The 21,323-nt window shown below is 44.8% G+C and carries 18 protein-coding genes; 5 read left to right on the top strand and 13 right to left on the bottom strand.

Translation table 11 applies throughout. The features are described 5' to 3' along the window. Positions 1 to 279: 279 nt before the first annotated feature. The 4 genes from OCU90_RS09630 to OCU90_RS09645 all read left to right on the top strand — a co-directional run bounded on the left by OCU90_RS09630 (position 280) and on the right by OCU90_RS09645 (position 4,797). The gene (locus OCU90_RS09630; RefSeq protein ID WP_004733615.1) at positions 280 to 1,545 is read left to right on the top strand and encodes a TolC family outer membrane protein; all 1,266 of its coding nucleotides are present in this window, start codon (positions 280 to 282) and stop codon (positions 1,543 to 1,545) included. After that, complete coding sequence (locus tag OCU90_RS09635; RefSeq protein WP_004733614.1) at positions 1,545 to 2,162, top strand: OmpA family protein; 618 nt, start codon at positions 1,545 to 1,547, stop codon at positions 2,160 to 2,162. The genes OCU90_RS09630 and OCU90_RS09635 overlap by 1 nt, the downstream gene beginning before the upstream one ends. Positions 2,163 to 2,298: 136 nt before the next feature. Next, on the top strand, positions 2,299 to 2,649 hold the full coding sequence (locus tag OCU90_RS09640; protein ID WP_004733613.1) for a DUF2750 domain-containing protein: 351 nt from the start codon (positions 2,299 to 2,301) through the stop codon (positions 2,647 to 2,649). Between the two features lie 162 nt (positions 2,650 to 2,811). Next, positions 2,812 to 4,797: a diguanylate cyclase gene (locus tag OCU90_RS09645; protein WP_061025507.1), complete on the top strand. Its 1,986-nt coding sequence runs from the start codon at positions 2,812 to 2,814 to the stop codon at positions 4,795 to 4,797. Positions 4,798 to 4,804: 7 nt separating this feature from the next. Here the strand turns inward: OCU90_RS09645 and queC are convergent, their stop codons facing one another. Next, on the bottom strand, positions 4,805 to 5,500 hold the full coding sequence (queC, locus tag OCU90_RS09650; RefSeq protein ID WP_017082670.1) for a 7-cyano-7-deazaguanine synthase QueC: 696 nt from the start codon (positions 5,498 to 5,500) through the stop codon (positions 4,805 to 4,807). Positions 5,501 to 5,560: 60 nt separating this feature from the next. Continuing rightward, positions 5,561 to 6,229: a 7-carboxy-7-deazaguanine synthase QueE gene (gene queE / locus OCU90_RS09655; protein WP_308822249.1), complete on the bottom strand. Its 669-nt coding sequence runs from the start codon at positions 6,227 to 6,229 to the stop codon at positions 5,561 to 5,563. 185 nt (positions 6,230 to 6,414) lie between these two features. Here queE and OCU90_RS09660 point away from each other — a divergent pair, with 185 nt between their 5' ends. Continuing rightward, positions 6,415 to 7,224, top strand: coding sequence for a Cof-type HAD-IIB family hydrolase (locus tag OCU90_RS09660; protein ID WP_061025504.1), 810 nt, complete (start codon positions 6,415 to 6,417; stop codon positions 7,222 to 7,224). 100 nt (positions 7,225 to 7,324) lie between these two features. On the opposite strand, the gene OCU90_RS09665 is transcribed toward OCU90_RS09660, so the two are convergent. The 11 genes from OCU90_RS09665 to OCU90_RS09715 all read right to left on the bottom strand — a co-directional run bounded on the left by OCU90_RS09665 (position 7,325) and on the right by OCU90_RS09715 (position 21,261). Continuing rightward, on the bottom strand, positions 7,325 to 8,737 hold the full coding sequence (locus tag OCU90_RS09665) for a bifunctional NUDIX hydrolase/phosphatase PAP2 family protein (protein WP_061025501.1): 1,413 nt from the start codon (positions 8,735 to 8,737) through the stop codon (positions 7,325 to 7,327). A gap of 73 nt (positions 8,738 to 8,810) precedes the next feature. Continuing rightward, positions 8,811 to 9,290, bottom strand: coding sequence for a GNAT family N-acetyltransferase (locus OCU90_RS09670; protein WP_017100229.1), 480 nt, complete (start codon positions 9,288 to 9,290; stop codon positions 8,811 to 8,813). A 227-nt stretch (positions 9,291 to 9,517) separates the two neighbouring features. Beyond that, on the bottom strand, positions 9,518 to 9,919 hold the full coding sequence (locus tag OCU90_RS09675; RefSeq protein ID WP_004733606.1) for a glycine zipper domain-containing protein: 402 nt from the start codon (positions 9,917 to 9,919) through the stop codon (positions 9,518 to 9,520). A gap of 238 nt (positions 9,920 to 10,157) precedes the next feature. Then, on the bottom strand, positions 10,158 to 10,604 hold the full coding sequence (locus tag OCU90_RS09680; protein WP_061025499.1) for a hypothetical protein: 447 nt from the start codon (positions 10,602 to 10,604) through the stop codon (positions 10,158 to 10,160). Between the two features lie 148 nt (positions 10,605 to 10,752). Further along, a complete protein-coding gene (locus tag OCU90_RS09685) occupies positions 10,753 to 12,657 on the bottom strand; it encodes a propionyl-CoA synthetase (protein WP_061025496.1) in 1,905 nt (634 codons plus the stop codon). Between the two features lie 118 nt (positions 12,658 to 12,775). Continuing rightward, a complete protein-coding gene (gene prpF / locus OCU90_RS09690) occupies positions 12,776 to 13,948 on the bottom strand; it encodes a 2-methylaconitate cis-trans isomerase PrpF (protein WP_061025495.1) in 1,173 nt (390 codons plus the stop codon). A gap of 9 nt (positions 13,949 to 13,957) precedes the next feature. Next, positions 13,958 to 16,594: a Fe/S-dependent 2-methylisocitrate dehydratase AcnD gene (gene acnD, locus OCU90_RS09695; protein ID WP_061025492.1), complete on the bottom strand. Its 2,637-nt coding sequence runs from the start codon at positions 16,592 to 16,594 to the stop codon at positions 13,958 to 13,960. A 101-nt stretch (positions 16,595 to 16,695) separates the two neighbouring features. Further along, the gene (gene prpC, locus OCU90_RS09700) at positions 16,696 to 17,898 is read right to left on the bottom strand and encodes a bifunctional 2-methylcitrate synthase/citrate synthase (RefSeq protein ID WP_061025491.1); all 1,203 of its coding nucleotides are present in this window, start codon (positions 17,896 to 17,898) and stop codon (positions 16,696 to 16,698) included. Positions 17,899 to 18,044: 146 nt separating this feature from the next. Next, complete coding sequence (gene prpB / locus OCU90_RS09705; protein ID WP_061025490.1) at positions 18,045 to 18,941, bottom strand: methylisocitrate lyase; 897 nt, start codon at positions 18,939 to 18,941, stop codon at positions 18,045 to 18,047. A gap of 100 nt (positions 18,942 to 19,041) precedes the next feature. Further along, the gene (locus OCU90_RS09710) at positions 19,042 to 19,761 is read right to left on the bottom strand and encodes a GntR family transcriptional regulator (RefSeq protein ID WP_061025489.1); all 720 of its coding nucleotides are present in this window, start codon (positions 19,759 to 19,761) and stop codon (positions 19,042 to 19,044) included. A gap of 378 nt (positions 19,762 to 20,139) precedes the next feature. Then, positions 20,140 to 21,261 (bottom strand): multidrug effflux MFS transporter, encoded by a 1,122-nt coding sequence (locus OCU90_RS09715; RefSeq protein ID WP_061025488.1) that lies wholly within the window; start codon positions 21,259 to 21,261, stop codon positions 20,140 to 20,142. Positions 21,262 to 21,323 lie beyond the last annotated feature (62 nt).

Consider the following 21,323-nt stretch of genomic DNA (forward strand, 5'->3'; position numbering starts at 1 on the left):
TCTTAGTGCTCACACCAGTAATATAAGTTATTGTGTTTGCGAAAAATAATAGATTTAAAAACGTAAGATTGACGTGTCTAAAAACACCATAAAACGCACGCTGATCGGTTAACATTCTGACAACTATTTGCGAGCGCCAGCTTAGCGATCGTAATTTTTTTGGCGGTTCATCTAAATTTCGTATATAACAGCACGAATTCAAGACTTAGATGCGAGCTAACTTTAGGGAGATGCACATTGAATAGGCTTCAAAAGACAACATTAGGGTTAGCTATAAGTATGAGCTTACCGACGACAGCACAAACCCTAGAGCAAGCCGTTGCGTTCACTTTAGAAAGTAATCCTGAAATCAAAAGTGCTTATAATGAATATGTCAGTAAGCGATATCTTAATGATGCTTCTGGTGGTGCTTATCGTCCAAGTATAGATTTGGATGGAGGTATTGGTTACGAGCATACCGATCTAGCAACTAACTCAAGCACGACCGATCTGACTCGGAAAGAAGCGACAATTACGCTAACTCAGCTTATCTGGGATGGGGCTAATACATCGAATGATATTGACCGTACCGCTGCTGATGCGGAATCAGTGCGTTATCAATTGATATCTAATGCTCAAGATATCGCATTAGAAGTGACCAAAGTTTATCTCGATGCGGTAAAAGCATATGAAGTGCTTTCACTCTCTGAAAACAACCTCGCAACACACAAAAAAATATACAGCGATATTCGCAAGCGTGTTGAGTCAGGTATTGGCTCAACGGCAGATATGTCACAGGTAGAAGCACGTATTGCTAAAGCACACGGTAATTTACTTGCGGCGCAAAACAACCTTTTTGACACTCATACACAATTCAAAAGGCTTGTGGGTCAATCTCCGCTAGGGTTAACCTTCCCTCGCGCAGATGCAGGCGCTATCCCTTACACGGTTGATGGTGCATTAGCAAAAGCGTTTAATCAGCACCCAGTAATTAAGATTGCACAAGCCGATGTAGACTCAGCGAAATTTCAATACAAGCAATCTAAGAGCACCAACTACCCAACGGTTTCTTTTGAAGCCGCTCAAACCTGGCGCGATGATGCCGGTGGCACTCCAGGCAGCAGTGACGAGTTTTCTGCGATGGTTCGTTTAAGATACAACCTTTACAACGGCGGTTCAGACCAAGACCGTGCAGAAAGTGCCGCTTATCAACTAAACAAAGCGAAAGACCTCCGCGAGAGTACTTACCGTAATGTAGAAGAGAGCTTGCGTCTTTCATGGAGCGCACTTGATTTAACCGTTCAACAGAAAGAGTTTTTATCTGACCACGTAGACTCGGCATCAGACACCGTTATCTCTTATGAGAAACAATACCGTATCGGTAAACGTACCCTTCTCGATTTGCTTAACACCGAGAACGAACTATTCGAAGCCCGTAAAGGCTATCTGGATGCCAAGTACGACGAACAATACGCGAAGTACCGAGTAATGAATGCAACAGGAAACCTGTTAACTGGGTTACGCGTCGAAACCCCTCAAGAATGGAATGAAAAGGTAGAATACTAATGAAGCTGATAAAGACTGTATTTCCGCTTTGTCTCATGATTGTCTCTGCCAACGTTTTAGCTGAAACAAGCAATGAAGAATTTGAATATCGAGCTCTTCCAGACATCACGCAAATTTATGATCTCGAAGATGATGATAATGACGGCGTAATTAACGCGCGAGATCTATGTCCCGATACGCAAATTGGTGCAGAGATCGATAACGACGGTTGTGGTTCATATTTTGAATCGTCAGAAAAGAAAGAGCTCCACATACTCTTTGCTAATAACTCTACGGAAATTAACCCTGTTTTCCTAGGGCAGATACGCCAGATGGCTGCGTTTTTGAAGCGTTACGAGGGTACATCGATTGAGTTACAAGGTTATGCCAGCAAAGTCGGCAATGCCAAACACAATTTAAAACTGTCAAAAGAGCGAGCATCCCACGTAAGACGTGCCCTTATCAGTAATGGTATTCAACCATCTCGAGTCAATATCGTGGGTCATGGCGACTCTGAATTCAGCAGTGATGACAGCCAAGTTAATCACGCACTACATCGAAAAGTTGTCGCTTCCGTTGTTGGATTTAAAGGCAACATCAAAGAAGAGTGGCACATCTTCACCAAAATAAAAAAGTAGGCTCTATCCTGCGCTTACCATACTGAAACGTGATCTTTAGTTAACGTTTCAGTATGGTGATAATTCCTTGAATAGCATGTACCTAAGCCGTCTATAATGTTAATCTTGCGTCGTTATCAACATAGAGAATTAATCCATGAGCAAACTAACAGCTGATACTCAAGCAAATCTAGAACTTTTCGTTTCTGAAACACAAGAAACTAAACTGGTATGGGGCCTTCGCAATGAAGAAGGTTGGCTAGCATGTGACTCAAGTGAATTCGAAAGCAGCGAAGTGATGCCTTTTTGGTCTTCAAAAGAAGATGCTCAGACTCACAACGTTGAAGAGTGGGCTGACTTCGAAGTATTAGAAATTCCACTAGATATCTTTGTAGAAGATTGGTTACTGACTCTAGCTGAAGACGGCGTTCTTGTTGGTATTAACTGGAATGCAACATTAGAAGGCAAAGAACTTGAGCCTTCTGACCTAGCGAAATTATACATCTAATTTCCGATATCGGTCGTGCGAACAGTACGACCGATACACCTCTGATAAATATCAACAAATTAGAGACTTACCTCGCATAACCTCCTACCCATACCATTCAAAAATTGAAGCAACATCAAACTAATAATAGAATGTCGTTCTTTATCTGATAGATAGTTTCTTGTGACTCACTCTGTTTTTATTGCCCTTCTACTGTTCATTAGCTTTTATTCTCATGGCCAAGTATCAACACAAGATCGTCACCAAGACTCTCCTTTCAACTCATCCAATTTAAATTCAAACACAACTCCAAATGCTGATTGGAATGCACTCTATCTCTCGACTCTAACTCATTCCCCATCGCGTGCGTTAAACATGCTGCAAACCCGTTACATTGGCTCAACCGTCTATGGAGATAAGCTTTACCTTTCATCTCTGTTATATCAATACATGAGCCACCGAGATCAACCGTTCTATGGAATTGCTTCAAACGACAGTGAGTACCAAGCGATTGAACAAACGTTTATTTATGCTTTAATGAAAGATGGCCAAGGCCAATATGAGGAAGCGCAACAAAGCTTTCTGACACTATTGGCGAAGATGCAATCACGTAGTGATTTGACTGGAAGAGCCCTGCTAAAATACCAGCTATGCCGATCGCTTAACGAGCAAGCTAAATATCATCAAGCGAACTATTACTGTTCTGCGCTTCAATCAGATTTACATAACATCGCTGACCCTGTGTTACCAAAGTTTGGTACTTATCGAGTCATCGCTAACAATCACCATTTCCGCAGTGACTATCAAGCCGCGCTAGATACCTACCTATCACTGATAAACGTGTTCCCACAAGGACATGACATTTCGGGGATCTATAATGATGTGGGTAACTTGCTTAAAGAATTAAAGCAATATGAAAAATCGGCAGAGTACCTCAAAGAAGCACTCACACTAAGAGAAAGTGCTTCTGATTTGATGAAAGCACAAGTGCATCATAGCCTTGCAGATCTCTACCTTAACCAAGAGCAAAGTGACTTAGCAATTAACCACTTTCAAACAGCAAGAACACTGCTGAGCTCATCGTCGCATAGCTACGGTATCGCACTAACAAGTCTTGGCTTAGGAAAAGCTTACACTCAAATTAGAGACTATGATTTGGCAAGAGGTTACTTAGTCAACTCTCTGTCAGCTTCGAATGAATTGAGTAACGACGTCATTCGTATTAACGCTTACTTGGCGATAAGCGATATGTTCGAAGAGCAAAAGCTGACAACCGAGGCGCTCAATTATGCTCAGCAAGCTCTAGAAGTATCCGAGCAAGTCACAAGACACAAGTACATCGCTCAGTCACTCCTGCAACTTTCCGACCTTTATCAAGCGCTCAGCGATTACCAGCAAGCTTTCTATTTCTACCAGCGATACTCATCTATACAAATTGAAACACGCGATATCGATAACAGGTTGGCTTTTGAAGCACTAGACCTGACCCACGCTAAATATGAGCAAGAATTGGAAAATTCTTTCCTGATAAATCAGACAAAGCTCGACCGCGTTCAAATTGAAAAAATGGAACATCAAAGATGGTTGTACAACGTCATTGTTATTCTGTTGCTGTGCGCCGCAAGCTTTACGGTATTAGCAAACCAAACGATTCGCGCAAAAGCTTCCATTGATGCGATGACAAAAGCGTATGGCCGGACCGAAATAATACGAAGAATCAAACGAGTCAGACGCTGTAAAGGAACGGACAAGCAACATGTCCTCGTTCTGCTCGATCTGGATAAATTCAAGACGATCAATGATGAGCATGGACACCCTACCGGTGATAGAGCGCTCGTCCATATTAGTCAACAAATAAGAAAGCACTTAATGAGTGATGAATTGTTTGGCCGCTTAGGCGGTGAAGAGTTTCTTATCATGCTGACCGACACTAAACCTTCTGAAGTACGAGAGCGTGTTGAAGAATTACACTACGCAATATCAAGCACTGTCTTCTTATCAGAAAGCAAAAAGCCACTTAATGTAACCGCGAGTTTTGCTTATCTAGCAACCTCAAACGCATTAAGTGACTTTGATGACTTGTACTCTGTGCTTGACCAAGCACTGTATCAAGCAAAGAGCAACGGCCGAAACTGCATCATTGATGCTTACAACGAACCAATTGATTGACCTGAGGTTATTTATTCTCAGTCTGTTTGCGAACCAACTCAGCCATAATACCTTCACGATCACCTAGGTAATCGTTAAGGCCAACTTTACGCAGTTCACACGCTGGGCAATCGCCACAACCATCACCGATGATGCCATTGTAACAAGTCAGTGTTTTATTGCGAACAAGCTCAAGTGCTGAGTACTGGTCTGCCAACGCCCATGTTTCAGCTTTGTTGAGCCACATTAACGGTGTTTTAATATCAAGTGGCTTGTCCATACCTTGTACAAGCGCAGAGTTCATCGCTTTCACAAAGTCATTACGACAATCAGGGTAGCCTGAGAAATCAGTTTCACACACGCCCGTGATTACGGTATTTGCACCGATTTGGTAAGCGTAAATACCCGCCAAAGTTAAGAACAGAATATTACGACCGGGAACAAAAGAGTTTGGTAGTCCATTCTCTTGTAGCTCATGAGACACAGGAATATCGTCACGAGTCAGAGAGCTGATAGCCAGTTCATTCAACAGAGTCACATCCATCACTTTGTGCGCTTTCACACCAAGCTCTTTCGACAACGACTCCGCAACTTCAATCTCGAGTCTATGGCGCTGACCATAGTCAAACGTAATCGCATGAACTTCATCATACTCTTTTAAAGCTTGAACAAGACACGTTGTTGAGTCTTGACCACCACTGAATACTACGACTGCTTTTTTCATCTTAAATCCTTACGAGAATCTTCTACTAGCGACTTATCTAGGCCAGTAAACAAATGCAACCTATGCGATGCTCAAATATTTGTGAGTTTGAATAGATAAACGCCAGTTACGTTCAATACAGGTATCAATACACAGTTGCGTTGCACGTTCTTTTTGGCTAATAGGTTGAAGTGCAATGACTGTATTTTCAGGAACATCGGCTCTAGCAATAAGAGCATCTAGTTGCTCGATATCTTTACCTGTACCAACAGGGTGCTTGATTTCATTCGCACGAACGAGTGCGCTATCAAGGATATCCAATTTGGCTTTCATTGCGACTTTTGGTGACACCGTAACCCAAGTATCCAGTGTGGCTTTTACTTCTGATGTTCCGCTGGTCTCAATCTGACAGCGACAACCGTGCTGCTCAAATGCTTCAGTAAGAGGGACAAGATCATAGATGCACGGCTCACCACCAGTAATCACAATGTGCTTCGCGGTGTAACCTTGCTTGATATATTCATTCACGATTCCTTGCGCATCAATTGCAGACCAAGTCGGTGAATCCTCTGTCTTAACCATAATATCACCAAGGCTCGTTTCATCTTCCGGCAACGCTTCCCAAGTCTGTTTGGTATCACACCAAGAACAGCCTACAGGGCAAATTTGCAGTCGAACAAAAACAGCAGGAACGCCGGTAAATACGCCCTCGCCCTGGATGGTTTCAAACATTTCATTAATCTTGTACAACTTACCCTCAGCTCAATCATTTGATGAAATTAATCAACCGCAGACCTTAAAGCACTTGCCCCTTTTGGTCAAACAAATGAGTACTGATAAATGAGTTGATCAAAGCCCTAGCCTGAACTTTCAAGTTCCCTTATCCTTTCGCCCATTAGATTTCGTTAGCTTTTAATTTTTTAGTAAGGAACAACATGTACAAACTGATTGCTCTTGATATGGATGGCACACTGCTCAACAGTGATAAAGTAATTTCTCAAGAGAACAAAGACGCGATTGCCAAAGCACGCGCTGCAGGTGTGAAAGTGGTTCTGGCTTCTGGTCGTCCTTTAGAAGGCATGCAGAGTAAGTTAGACGAGCTTTCAATCAACGGCGAAGATGACTTTGTGCTCTTCTACAACGGCTCTATGGTTCAAAACGTCTCTACAAAAGAACTCATTCATAGTGAGATCAGCAATGGTAAAGCCGCGAAAGAGATCGCAGCCCTCGCTGTACAGCTTGGTGGTTATGTTCATGCATTCAGCAAGATTCATGGCTTAATCACACCAGAGAACAATGAGTACACTGGTATTGAAGCGCGTATTAACGGCTTAGAGATTACCGAGTTCGACTTTTCTCAACTAGAAGATGACCACGAAATCATCAAAACTATGATTGTCGCAGAACCAAGCAAGCTGACTGAAATCATCGGCAAGTTGCCACAAGAACTTAAGACTCAATTTACTATCGTGCAAAGTGCACCATTCTTCTTAGAGTTCCTAAACCCAAATTCAAACAAGGGTGTCGGTATTGAGGCGATAGCTAAGCACTTGGGTATTACAGCAGAAGAAGTAATCTGCATGGGTGACGCTGAAAACGATCATCATATGCTTGAATACGCTGGCCTTGGCATTGCAATGGAAAACGCAATGGAAGAAACCAAGAAACTGGCGGATCACATCACAGCGAGCAACGACGACCATGGTGTAGCGGTCGCTATTGAGAAATTTATCTTCAACTCATAAACGCTCAGCAGCTATAGTGAGAATTACTTTTTGCTTGTTGCACAAATGACAAAGGCTGTGCACTGCACAGCCTTTTTTGATTTTATATTAGTCGGTTCGCCTACTCTCTTTTCCATGGCAGACGAAACGCCACTACACCAAATAGAATCAAGATTGGGAAACGTAAGGTCTCAACGATAAATGAAGCGATGCCACTGAATGAGACGAAACTTCCTGCCCAGCTAATCAGCAGATTTCCCGCTAACAACATCGCCATCACTCCAAATACAATCTTGAATGAGAACTGGCCGACCAAAGGCTTCGAATCCGTTAACGTTACTAAGCATGCAATCGTCATCAAAATTGCTACCCAGAAAGAGAATGTTGGCAGTGGCCATATCACCGTGAGAACAATCGACAGTAAGCACAATGCCCACCAGACACCTTTAGAGCTTAATAAGGCACTAATATCAACATCAGGTTTCGCATCTAATCTCACGATGTGCCAAGTCGTTAACGCGCCCAATACGCCTCCCATTAAGACATCACTAAAGAACGCACTGCCTGAATAAGACGTAAATAGCATAATCCACAGTAGGCCCGCGAGCACTATCAAAATCGATTTTTGCTCCAAGAGGCGCTTTAGTTTCCAAAAGACTAACAAGGTTAAACTCACCCACAAGCCAGCCAATAAACTTGGAAAGCTATACCCACTGCTCATCACTAGCTTCAATGTTGGCAAGTAAGCATGTGGACGTGGAAAACCAAACCCTTGATGGGCGATTAAAGTGAGCAATGTCACCGAGATCAAAGTGAAGCCAAACTTCAACGCGAAGTTACGGCCAAAATGCCAAGCAATTAGCGGCAATATCACGATGAAAATCCATGGCTTCGCTAACGAGTCAGTTAAAAGCACAGTATTCGCAAACACGCTTGGCATATTATCGAACGCGTTTTGAAGCGACACAATCCAATTTAATTCAACTTGATGGACTTTCGGTGCCGCGCCCACCAGCTCTGTCACATACGTCACAGGCTGATCTGTCGCGGATAAAAAGAATTCGTTAATCTCAGACCATTGCTCTGGGTAACGGTATTGGTCAGCTTGCAACTCCGTAGGTGGCAATAACATCGCGCGACTGACTTCCACACCGTAATGAGGAGCAAACCAGATTGGTAGCTCAAAGCCACCTAACTCATTTCGAGCTTTGTAACTGATCACTTCAGAGTCAGAGACACAATCATACACAACGGCACTGTCGGTATATCCCAACACATCACCGACCGTCACGGACAAACCCGCCTCTTCCCAAGTTTCTCGTTGCGCCGCGACCGATGGCGGCTCACCAGAAACCACAGTGCCTCCCGGCAGAGACAATTGCCCCGTGATCAATTCATCAACCAACACAAGTTGGTTATCAGCACGTACTACACACAAAGCGCCCGCGATATGATCGGGCAAAGTGTTGCTCGCCCAAGCGGAAGTAGTACTCAAAAGAGATAATATGAAAACTAATAAATATCGAATAACCAACGAGTTTACCTAAAAAATAATAGAAGAAATTTAAGACTGCCCTAGTGTAATCAAACACGCACAAAATCGCTGTCTACGTTTTGTGCAAAGCCTTCCTCATCCATTGAATGTGAGGTGTGAACCCCATTTTTTGATAGAAGTCCTTGGCAGGTGAATTAAAGTCCCAAACCTCTACAAAGACTTGTTCAACCCCATAATCATCAAAAGTCGCTTCAACTTTGCTAAACAACTTTTCAGCAATCGATTCTTTTCGATAATCAGGCAAGACAAACAGTTCATCGACACTCCCCATCGGCACCGGTTTACTCACCGTTGAGATAAGCTCACAAAAATGTCCGGAGATAAAGCCAACAATGAGCTCACCTTTTAATGCCACATAAACCAAGCATTCAGGATCATCCAAGTAACGTGCAATGCTTTTTTCCTGCTCAATCTCTTCTGCCGTTTTAAAGTGCTCTGGGCTAGCAAGGTGGTGATGATGGTGGAGATCGAACATTAACTCGTTAAGTTGTTCCAAATCCGTGTGTTTTGCAGCCCTTAAAGTGACATTCATGACTATTGCGCTTCTCAAACCAAATTAATATCTAAACTGAGTCTAGTTTACTTGCCGTGAGTATCTATACAAGTTATTGAATTGATTCATTGTTTGAAGTGCGTATTTTAGATACAAAAACGGCCACATTACGTGGCCATTCTGTTTGAATGATTTTCAATTAAACGAATGTCGAGGCTTTAGTTGTAGCTTTAGCTTTAGCTTTAGCTTTAGCTTTAGTTGTAGCTTTATGCACCGTTGTCCTCTTTCTCTTCTTTGAGATCAGCAAGCTGTTGTTCTAGTTCAATAAGCTTAATTTCAGCCTCTACTTCAGCAACTCGCTTTTCTGCATCGGTGCGATTGTCTTGCGCTAGACCATCGGCAGTGACTTGGGTTCGTTGTGCGTTTCTTGCATCATCCGTATCTTTCATTGAACCAGCAACACCACCGGTCACACCACCCAATGCAGCCCCCTTCGCGGCTAAGCTCGCATCTCCAGTTAGAGCGCCTGCTGTCGCTCCTAATAAAGCACCACCCACAGCACCACGATTACGTGCAGCATTCTCATTTTCGTTATCCATTGCTGGAGATGCGCAACCAGAAAGAGTCACAATCAGTGTCGCTAAAAGAAAAGGTTTAGTGAATTTCATAGGAGTCTCGCTTAGTTCTTCGTTTGGAGTAGAGCCATCTTAAGCAGAACCGTTAATGAGATAAATAAAGCTACGTTTAGACGATACATCATGTTCAGTTATGTATCATTCAACCATCGCATAAGTGCTTATTGATATATATCTTTGAGCTCGCCTTAGCCTGACAAACAAAAAAGGCGACCAATTAGGTCGCCTCAATCGCTCTTTCTCTATAATTATTATCTTTCAGATGTCGCTCTTAGCCTTTGGACCAAAAGTTTTGCATATTTTCTGCACTAGGTGGTGGCCTAACACCGCAATCTCGATAATGATTTTTATCGCCGAACCCCAGTATCTTGCCATTTTCGTCATCAATCATTGCGGCAACTTTAACACCGTCTCCCACATGACGAGTTAACACAACAATTTCACCGGCTCTTTCAGACCTTACCGCGCCTAAGATTTGATATTCGTAGCGGCCTTTCCTTGAATTAACGATCATCTTCGAGTTAATCGGGTCGGCTTCATACCCCACGCCCATATCAAAAACCGCTTGATAGAGATCGACGCCAGTCTTGGACACACATTTAAATATCTTGGGATGACTCAATGGCTCTAACAACGCCCTACTCGCTTCATCCTTTGAAATACTGGCACTAGCAGCACCACTGACCAGTAAAGCAATCAACCAAAAGTAAGCGCGCATAAAAAAGACCTCAATATGTGGGGTTCATAATGAGGTCATAGTAAACGCAATGGATAAGCGGATGAATAAAGTAGAGTTTAGGTAAACCATCACGCTGGGTTATGCATTAATAAACAAGCCGAAGGTGAGATTACCTAAACTGCGACGTCTATTTGCCGAGCTTTTCAGCTATTTCAGTTAAGCTGGTAGGGTCGTCAATCGTCGAAGGCACCACATATTGCTCGCCTTCTGCGATTTGTCGGATGGTTCTGCGTAAGATCTTACCCGAGCGCGTCTTAGGCAGTCTCTCAACCACCAAGGCTTGCTTAAAGCATGCAACCGCACCAATCTCGTTACGAACCTTACCCACTAACTCAGCTTGCAGTTCAATGCCATCGACTTTCACGCCATCTTTCAGCACAACTAAACCAAGAGGTAGCTGCCCTTTTAAGTCATCGTGAATACCGACTACCGCGCATTCTGCAATGGCTGGGTGACCACCCACGATCTCTTCCATTTCACCCGTCGACAGACGGTGTCCCGCTACGTTTATCACATCGTCGATACGACCCATGATAAATAGATACCCATCTTCATCAAGATAGCCACCGTCCCCAGAAACATAATAGCCCGGGAACTGACTCAAATAGCCGGATTCAAACCGATCATGATTGCGCCATACCGTGGGTAAACAACCAGGCGGCAATGGTCGTTTAAGTGCCACAAACCCTTGTTGATTCGTTTGTGCGATTTCACCCAATTCATTGAGGATCTCCACTTGGTAACCGGGTACTGGCTTGGTTGAAGAACCCGCTTTTACAGGCAAAGATTCAAGCCCTGTTGGATTGGCAGAAATAGCCCAACCCGTTTCGGTTTGCCACCAGTGGTCGATAACCGGTTTATTGGTATGAGATTCGACCCAATCCAATGTTGGCGGGTCCAAGCGCTCGCCAGCCATGAAAATCGACTTGAGCGATGATAAGTCATACTTGGTGAGCAACTCGCCTTCAGGATCTTCTTTCTTAATGGCTCTAAACGCTGTTGGCGCAGAAAACAATACATCGACGTTGTACTCTTCACACACACGCCAGAATGCGCCGGGATCCGGAGTTCTGACTGGCTTGCCTTCAAACAAAATGGTCGTACAGCCATGAATCAATGGCGCATACACAATGTAGGAATGCCCCACTACCCAGCCAACATCAGAAGCTGCCCAAAACACACCATCTTGCGGCATATCGTAAATAGTGCTCATCGAGTATTTCATTGCAACCGCATGACCACCATTATCGCGCACCACGCCTTTTGGCTTACCCGTCGTCCCTGATGTATACAAGATATATAGTGGGTCAGTCGCTAGAACAGGCACACATACGTGAGGCAAAGCATCTTCAACAGCTTGCTGCCAAAATACATCACGTTCGTTGTTCAATTCGGCTAGAGACTGCTCTCTTTGGAATACCACCACTTTCTCAGGCTTCCAACGACTGTCCATGATCGCGCGATCGACCATCGGCTTATATGGCAGGACTTTATTTATCTCGACACCGCAGGAGGCAGTAATCAAGACCTTCGGTTCAGCATCTTCGATACGAACGGCAAGCTCATGAGGAGCAAAACCACCAAACACCACCGAATGCACCGCGCCTAGTCGAGCACAAGCCAGCATTGCCATTGCCGCTTCAGGAATCATTGGCATGTAGATCACCACACGATCGCCTTTGGTAACGCCTTGCGTGGCTAACATACCTGCGACTTTTGCCACTTGGTCACGCAATTGATTGTAAGTGTATGAGGATTGATTTCCTGTTACTGGAGAATCGTAAATCAGCGCGGTATTGCCACCTCGCCCATTTTCACAATGGTAATCAAGCGCGAGCCAGCAGGTGTTCATCACCCCATCAGGAAACCAACGTTCAATACCGTTATCGTCAGTTTGTAATATCGTTTTTGGTGGTTCAAACCAATCTATCGCTTGTGCTTGTGTTTCCCAGAACGAATTGGGGTCTTCCCTAGCCCATTGATACTCGGTGATATAATCGGTTTTTCTTTTCATTCGATTCGTAGCAGACATAGTGCCTCCTCCATGATTTATCCATTAGTCCAAGCGCCTAGCTTTTGGCAGTGTCACTTGGGTGCACTCTTTTCTCAGCGTTGTGTTCGTGAACATTTGACCGTTCACGACAATCGCTTTACTTAGGAAAAGGCACACGGATGGCACCTTCCATGATCACTCGGGCACTACGACTCATAATCGCCCGTTCTATTTGCCAACCGCTTTCCGTCTGAATAGCTTTAGCACCCACTTTTAAGGTTCCTGATGGATGACCAAAGGTCACAAAATCTCGAGACCCCTCACCGGCTGCCAAGTTCACTAACGTGCCCGGCACACTCGCCGCTGAAGCAATGGCGACTGCAGCCGTACCCATCATAGCGTGATGCAGTTGTCCCATAGACAAAGCACGCACAAGAAGGTCAGTATCTTCGGCAGCAACCGATTTACCACTGGAGGCTTGGTACGCTTGAGGCTTAGCAACAAACGCGACTTTAGGTGTGTGTTGGCGTGATTCAGCTTGTTCTAAAGAATCAATAAGACCCATCGCTACTGCACCATGTGCTCGGATGGATTCAAACAGAGCCAAGGCTTTGGTATCACTATTGATATCTGATTGAAGTTCAGTGCCTTGGTAACCAACCGATTCAGCATCAACAAAAATGGTGGGTATTCCGGCATTGATGTATGTCGCTTTAATGCACCCCAGATCTGGAACATCTAAAAAATCGACAACATTCCCTGTTGGGAACATAGAGCCACTCGCGTCGGCGGGGTCTAGAAAATCAACTTGGATCTCAGCAGCGGGGAAAGTGACACCATCGAGCTCAAAGTCACCTAACTCTTGGACTTCCCCATCAGCGATAGGTACATGAACAATAATGGTTTTCTCTATGTTCACTTGCCATACTCGCACCTCGACCACACCGTTTTCTGGAATACGATTCGAATCGACCAGTCCATTATGAATTGCAAATGGGCCTACGGCAGCAGATAGATTGCCGCAGTTACCGCTCCAATCAACGAACGACTTGTCTATTGCTACTTGGCCGAATAGGTAATCAACATCGTGATAGGCTTTACTGCTTTTCGAAACAATAACGGTTTTGCTGGTGCTGGATGTTGCGCCACCCATGCCGTCGGTTTGTTTGCCATAAGGATCTGGACTACCAATCACCCGCAGAAGTAATGCGTCTCGTGCTTCTCCGGCGACTTGCGCAGCTTCAGGTAACTCTTCTAAATTGAAAAAGACACCTTTGCTTGTTCCGCCCCGCATATAAGTTGCAGGCACTTTGATCTGTTTATTTGTCATCATAAGCTCCTACTGGGCGAGAAAGTCTTTGGCAAAACGTTGCAATACGCCACCAGCACTGTACACATTCACTTCGTCTGCGGTGTCTAGTCGGCAGGTCACAGGAACATCAAGCTTTTCACCGTTTTTACGAGTGATCACTAGAGCCAAATCAGAACAGGCTTCAATGTCACCGTACACGTCGTAAAGCTCGGTGCCGTCCAGTTCTAAGGTGTTGCGATTGTTCCCCGCTTTGAATTGCAGAGGCAGCACGCCCATGCCAACCAAGTTGGTTCTGTGAATTCGTTCAAACCCTTCAGCAACAATCACTTCAACACCCGCTAAGCGCACACCTTTGGCAGCCCAATCACGTGATGAACCTTGGCCATAATCGGCACCCGCCACGACAATCAAAGGCTGTTTACGGTTCATGTAGGTTTCTATCGCTTCCCACATTCGCGTAACTTGGCCTTCGGGTTCAACTCTTGCTAATGAACCTTGCACGACTTCTCCAGCGTCTTTCACCATTTCATTAAACAGCTTCGGGTTAGCGAACGTCGCTCGTTGCGCGGTTAAGTGATCACCTCGATGAGTCGCATAAGAGTTAAAGTCTTCTTCTGGCACTTCCATTTTCGCCAAGTACTCACCTGCCGCACTCGAAGCGAGAATCGCGTTTGAAGGCGATAGATGATCGGTGGTGATGTTGTCGCCAAGAATAGCTAACGGTCTCATACCAGAAAGGCTTCGTTCTCCCGCAAGAGCCCCTTCCCAATAAGGTGGTCTGCGAATATAGGTACTTTGAGGTCGCCAGTCATAAAGCGGTTCAGTCGTCACCTGTTCCTCGTCTGGCTGGAACATTTTCACGTAGATTTGTTGGAATTGCTGAGGCTTAACATGTTCACCGACAACAGCATCGATCTCCGCATCACTCGGCCATAAATCACTTAAGTAGATTGGCTTGCCGTTGCTGTCAGTGCCTAAGCTGTCTTTCTCGATATCAAAGCGAATCGTGCCAGCCAAGGCATAAGCAACCACCAATGGCGGTGATGCTAAAAACGCTTGTTTGGCATAGGGATGGATTCGACCATCGAAGTTGCGATTCCCTGACAACACAGCGGTTGAATACAGGTCGCGGTCGATGATCTCTTGTTGGATAGCAGGATCTAGGGCTCCGCTCATACCATTACAGGTAGTACACGCATAACCCACGATACCGAAGCCTAATTGTTCAAGTTCGGGAAGCAAACCTGCCGACTCGAGATAGAGCTTGGCAACTTTAGAACCTGGAGCAAATGACGTTTTCACCCACGGCTTACGAACTAATCCAAGCTGATTGGCTTTCTTAGCCACTAATGCTGCGGCGACCACGTTTCTTGGGTTGCTGGTGTTGGTACAAGAAGTAATTGCCGCAATGATTACGGCACCATCGGGCATCTGATCATCGCTGTACTCCTTAGCATGCTGCTCTTTCCAAGATGCTTGACTGATGCCTTGTTCAGCCAGCTCTCTGGTTGGCAAACGACGATGGGGATTGGATGGCCCTGCAAGATTGCGCTCAACCTTCGATAAATCAAACTCTAATACACGCTCATATTGAGCAGAATCGAGATCGTCAGCCCATAACCCGGTTTGCTTGGCGTAGCGTTCAACTAATTCAACCTGCTCAGGCTCTCGACCGGTGAGCTTCAGGTATTGAATAGTCTGCTCATCGATATAGAACATACCCGCTGTCGCACCGTACTCTGGCGTCATGTTGGAGATGGTTGCGCGGTCACCAATGGTCAGAGCACGAGCCCCTTCACCGAAGAATTCCAAATAGCTTGAGACCACTCTCTCATTGCGAAGAAACTCTGTAATCGCAAGCACAATATCCGTTGCAGTTATCCCTTCTTGTCGTTGACCCGTCAGTTTAACGCCGACAATATCAGGCAATCGCATCATCGACGGACGACCGAGCATCACTGTCTCAGCTTCCAAGCCGCCCACACCAATCGCAATAACGCCCAGAGCATCAACGTGCGGTGTATGGCTATCGGTACCAACACAGGTATCAGGAAACGCGATGCCTTCTTTAGATTGAATAACTGGAGACATTTTCTCCAAGTTAATCTGGTGCATGATCCCGTTACCAGCAGGGATCACACTCACGTTTTTAAACGCGGTTTTACACCATTCAATAAAATGAAAACGGTCTTCGTTTCTGCGCTCTTCAATCGCGCGGTTTTTATCAAAGGCTTCGCTATCAAAGCCTGCGTGTTCCACTGCCAGAGAGTGATCAACAATCAGTTGGGTTTCGACCACTGGGTTTACCTTGGCAGGGTCTCCGCCTTGGTCGGCAATTGCATCGCGTAAACCAGCCAAATCTACTAGGGCTGTTTGACCAAGAATGTCATGACATACAACGCGCGCAGGATACCAAGGAAAATCTAAGTCGCTCTTGCGTTCAATGATCTGTTTTAAGCTGTCTTCAAGCGTTTCAGAATCACAGCGTCTTACCAATTGTTCCGCCAACACTCGCGACGTATAAGGCAAGGTTTTATAAGCGCCCGGGGATATTGCTTCTACCGCTTCGCAAGCATTGAAATATTCTAAGCCCGTTCCCGGTAGAACCTTTCGATACTTGTTTTCATCAAGATCTTGGTTTCTTTCAAGTTTTACATCAGACATACATCCACCATTATCTGTTAAATTCTATTCGTTGGTTCTCGAGGCCTTATCACATGAAGAGAAAAGTCACCTCGAGATATAAGTCGGCTCGATATAGAGGACTAACGTAGATGAATAGGCAGCCAGTCTTGATGCTCTGGGCCGGTATAGTCTGCACTTGGACGAATGATGCGATTATTTTCTCTCTGTTCGAACACGTGCGCCGTCCAACCCGTAAGGCGGCTCATCACGAAGATCGGAGTAAATAATTTGGTTGGAATATCCATGAAGTGGTAGGCCGATGCGTGGAAAAAGTCCGCATTACAAAACAGTCCCTTCTCGCGCTTCATTACCGCTTCAACACGTTCTGAAACGGCGTAAAGCTGTTTATCACCCACCTCTTGAGCTAGCTCTTTTGACCAACACTTGATTAGAGCATTTCGTGGATCGCTCTCACGATAAATGGCATGACCGAAGCCCATGATTTTGTCTTTGTTAGCAAGCATCTGCATGATGTTAGTTTCTGCTTCATCAGCGGTTTGCCAATCTTGGATCATTTCCATCGCCGCTTCATTTGCTCCACCGTGCAATGGGCCTCGCAGTGTGCCAATCGCTGCGGTGACACAAGAGTGGATATCTGACAGTGTGGATGCACACACACGAGCGGCAAAGGTTGAAGCATTAAACTCATGTTCTGCGTAAAGGGTTAGCGAGCAGTGCATCACCTTCTTATGAAGTTCACTAGGTGTTTTATCCGTTAGCATTTTCAAGAAGTAGCCACCCAGACAGGCTTCACTTTGATCTTCAGTATCAATTCGCACGCCATCATGGCTAAAGCGGTACCAATAACAAATAATGGCAGGGAAAAGCGCGAGCATTCGTTCAGTCGCAGGCAGTTGCTCAGAAAAATCAGTCTCTTGCTCTAGATTACCTAGCATTGAACAACCCGTTCTCATCACATCCATCGGATGAGCGTCAGCAGGGATAAGCTCTAATGCTGCTTTCAAAGGTTGAGGCAAGCCGCGCAGACCAACCAACAATATTTTGTAATCATCGAGCTCTTTTTCAGTGGGTAAGTGACCTCTTAGTAGCAGATGCGCCACTTCTTCGAACTGAGCATGATTAGCAAGGTCGGTTATATCATAGCCACGGTAGGTCAAACCCGTTCCTGACTGGCCTACCGTACATAGCGCCGTAGTTCCCGCACTTTGGCCACGTAGACCAGCACCACCGATTGCAGGTGCACTTGCTGTTTTTGCGCTTTGTTGTGGGTTTTCTGTTGAAGCCTTATCGACAGCTGCTTTATCACTCAAAGATACAGACATGGTGAACTCCTTTTCTGTGTTAGCCGCCTGCACTCTTTGGTGCTGCCTGTTTATGTGTCCGGTGATCTTTATCATCGGTACTGGATATGGCGACTAACCATTTCACGTTATTGGATTAAGTTGATTTTTGATTAATTGAAACTGGGTTACCCTTCGCTTGAAAACAACTGATCAAGCTTGTTCTCGTAGTCGTGGTAATTAAGGTGTTCGTAAAGCTCTTTACGGGTTTGCATTGAATCCAACAAAGCTTCTTGATTGCCTTCAACTAACAAGTGCTTGTAAACATTCTCCGCCGCTTTGTTCATCGCGCGGAATGCACTCAGTGGATAAAGCACCATATCGACACTTGATTGGGCCAACTCGTTACAGTTATAGAGCGGTGTTTGGCCAAACTCAGTGATGTTGGCCAAAATAGGCACGTGTTTACCCGTTGCTGATTTCAGCGCTGCCGAGAACTTCACGTATTGATCGAGTTGATTCATCGCCTCAGGGAAAATCATGTCAGCGCCCGCTTCAACACACGCAATCGCTCGTTCAATCGCACTGTCTATTCCTTCAACCGCCAATGCATCCGTACGAGCCATAATCACAAAGCTTTCGTCGGTTCTAGCATCAGTTGCAGCCTTAACTCTATCGACCATCTCTTGCTGACTTACAATCGCTTTATTTGGTCGATGACCACAGCGTTTCTGAGCGACTTGGTCTTCCATGTGGACTGCTGCTGCGCCTGCCTTCTCCATAGCGCGAATCGTACGTGCAATATTGAATGCGCCACCAAATCCCGTATCGATATCTACCAGCAATGGCAGATCACACGCGTTGGTAATACGTTCAACATCCACCAACACATCGTTCAATGTCGTAATACCTAAATCAGGCAAACCATAAGACGCATTGGCGATGCCTCCACCCGACAAATAGATCGCCTGATGCCCCAAGTTCTTTGCCATCATCGCGCAATACGGATTCACCGTACCCACAATCTGCAATGGGTCGTTGTCTTGCACAGCTTGTCGGAACTTTGCTCCTGCTGATAACTTCATAATGACGCTCCCTGTTAATTGTTTATTTCTAGCTAATCTTTAAGATTTACAGCTTTTGGTTATCGCCAGCACTGATCCGCTGACAGATTCCAATGGTCGCTTAATCAAGATCTTTGGATTGAATTTGTTGTTCTATAAGCAATCGACTACCCGAGATGTGTCGTCGCATTAGCATTTCTGCTAGCTCTTCATCGCGATTACGAATCGCTTGTAGGATGTATTTGTGTTCATCGAGCGCCTCTTTTGGTCGAGACTGAGCCCTAGGCGATTGATAGCGGTACATGCGTAATAGGTGATAAAGCTCATCACACAGCAGCGAAATGAGTTTGCTGTTACGACTCGCTTTGATAATGCGGTAATGGAAATCGAAATCCCCATGTTGATGAAAGTAAGAAGAACCTTCGACTTCATCGATGTGCTTTGAGTGTGTCGACAATAATCCTTCAAGCCCGATAAGCTCTTCTTGTGTGATATGTCGCGCTGCTAGGCGAGCCGCCATGCCTTCCAATGCCTCTCGCACCGCGTAAAGCTCTAGCAGTTTGTCTGCAGAAAAAGTAATAACTCGAGCGCCGACATGAGGAATTCGCTCAATAAGCCCTAGCCCTTCCACACGCATTATAGCTTCACGTAATGGACCTCGACTTACCTCGAAGCGTTTAGCCAGTTCAGGCTCCGAGATCTTACTGCCCGGTGGTAATTCACCGTTAACAATCGCCTCAACGAGATACTCAGTCAGATTTTCCGACTTGGTGTTTTCTTTGTCGCTCACACGTATTTTCGTGTTTGCACTTAAGCTGAGATCTTTTATCGCAGTATTCATATTCACGCTGCTCACTTCTGATTGCCGACCCTAACTGTCAACAATTTCATAACATGAACATAAAATACACGATCAAATTGTCGACAATCAAGTAGATTGTCGACAATTTAGACTAAGGTAGTATTTTTTATAGACGATAAAGTTTGTTAGAAAACACGCGAATAATCACTTAACCAACTGTTAATAAATGAATTAACCTAGGAGGGACTCAACAAACCCTTACTTACCCTACAATTATTAGAAATCGATGTGTCGACAACTTGCCATCCACCTTTTAGATATAGTATTAATTTCTACTCATCAGCGATTTAGACCAAAAAAAGAGAAGCAATGATCGCCTCTCTTTATTATTCACAAGGTTAACACTCTCAAAATAGGTTAATCACGAGACATCAACATGGTGCTTGCCAATAACGACATTCCTATTAGCACAACCCCTAAGTTACCAATCTCACCAGCAAGTCCTAGTCCCCCACCAATTAAACAGTAATACAACAATCCTAGAACCGCCCCTGCCGTGCCTGCTTGCTGTTTATAATTGACCAACGCCGTACTAAATATATTAGGACTTGCCATACCAAACCCTACAACCACAGCAGCCATTCCTAAAAGAAACCAAAGGCTGTCTTGGCAAAAGTACACCTGAACAGCCCCAACAAAGCTGATTAACACCGCGATCTGAATGAGTCGTTGGGAACCCCATTCTTTTACCAGCAATCGTTTATTCATCGAGCTTCCTAAAACAGATGCTACCGCTAATATCACGCCACTGTAACCAAATTCAATGGAACTTAAGCCAAACTGGCTGAACATAAATGGCGCTAAGGAATAATAGCTAAACATCATGACATTAAAGCAAGCCACAAGAATCGCACTTTTCCAAATATCCCTATCTTTTAGCATTACCGTGAAAATACCAATAAAGCTGACTGTTTTAGTGTCAGCAGGTTTCGTTTCGGGTAAAGAAAAGGCCGATACGATCAGCAATATAAAAGCCATGACAAGCAGTAAACTGAACACCACTAAGTGTCCAAAATATTCAGCAATAAATCCTCCTGACATTAAACCAACAACAGGGCTGATTGATACTGCAACAATTGCAAGCGAAAACACTTTCCCTAGCTCTTTGCCTTCATAGCTATCTCGTAATATTGTTTGACCAATAACTGAGCCTACCGCCGCCCCAAAAGCTGAAACAACCCGCGCAATCATGACCATATCAAATTGAGTTGCCGTGATGGCTAACAGACAACCAACACCATAAGTAAACAAACCACACAACATCGCTTTTCTGCGGCCAATAAGATCAGAAACTCGTCCCCAAAAAACAACACCCACAGCAAAAGCAATAAAGTAAATCGACAAGGTTTGACTTGCACTTGCCATTGATACACCAAAATAATCAACTAAGTGCGGCAATACTGGGCTGTAGATAGTTTCAACAATTTGGGGGAACATCAGCAGAATGATGATCAGTCCGATATGGGGTTTTTTATTCATATTATTCTCTTCTAAAACTGGAATAAGAGAAGTATATGGATTTCATTTGTGTTCAAATATCA

Origin of the sequence: Vibrio splendidus (assembly GCF_024347615.1) — a bacterium.
Taxonomy (GTDB): Bacteria; Pseudomonadota; Gammaproteobacteria; order Enterobacterales; family Vibrionaceae; genus Vibrio; species Vibrio splendidus.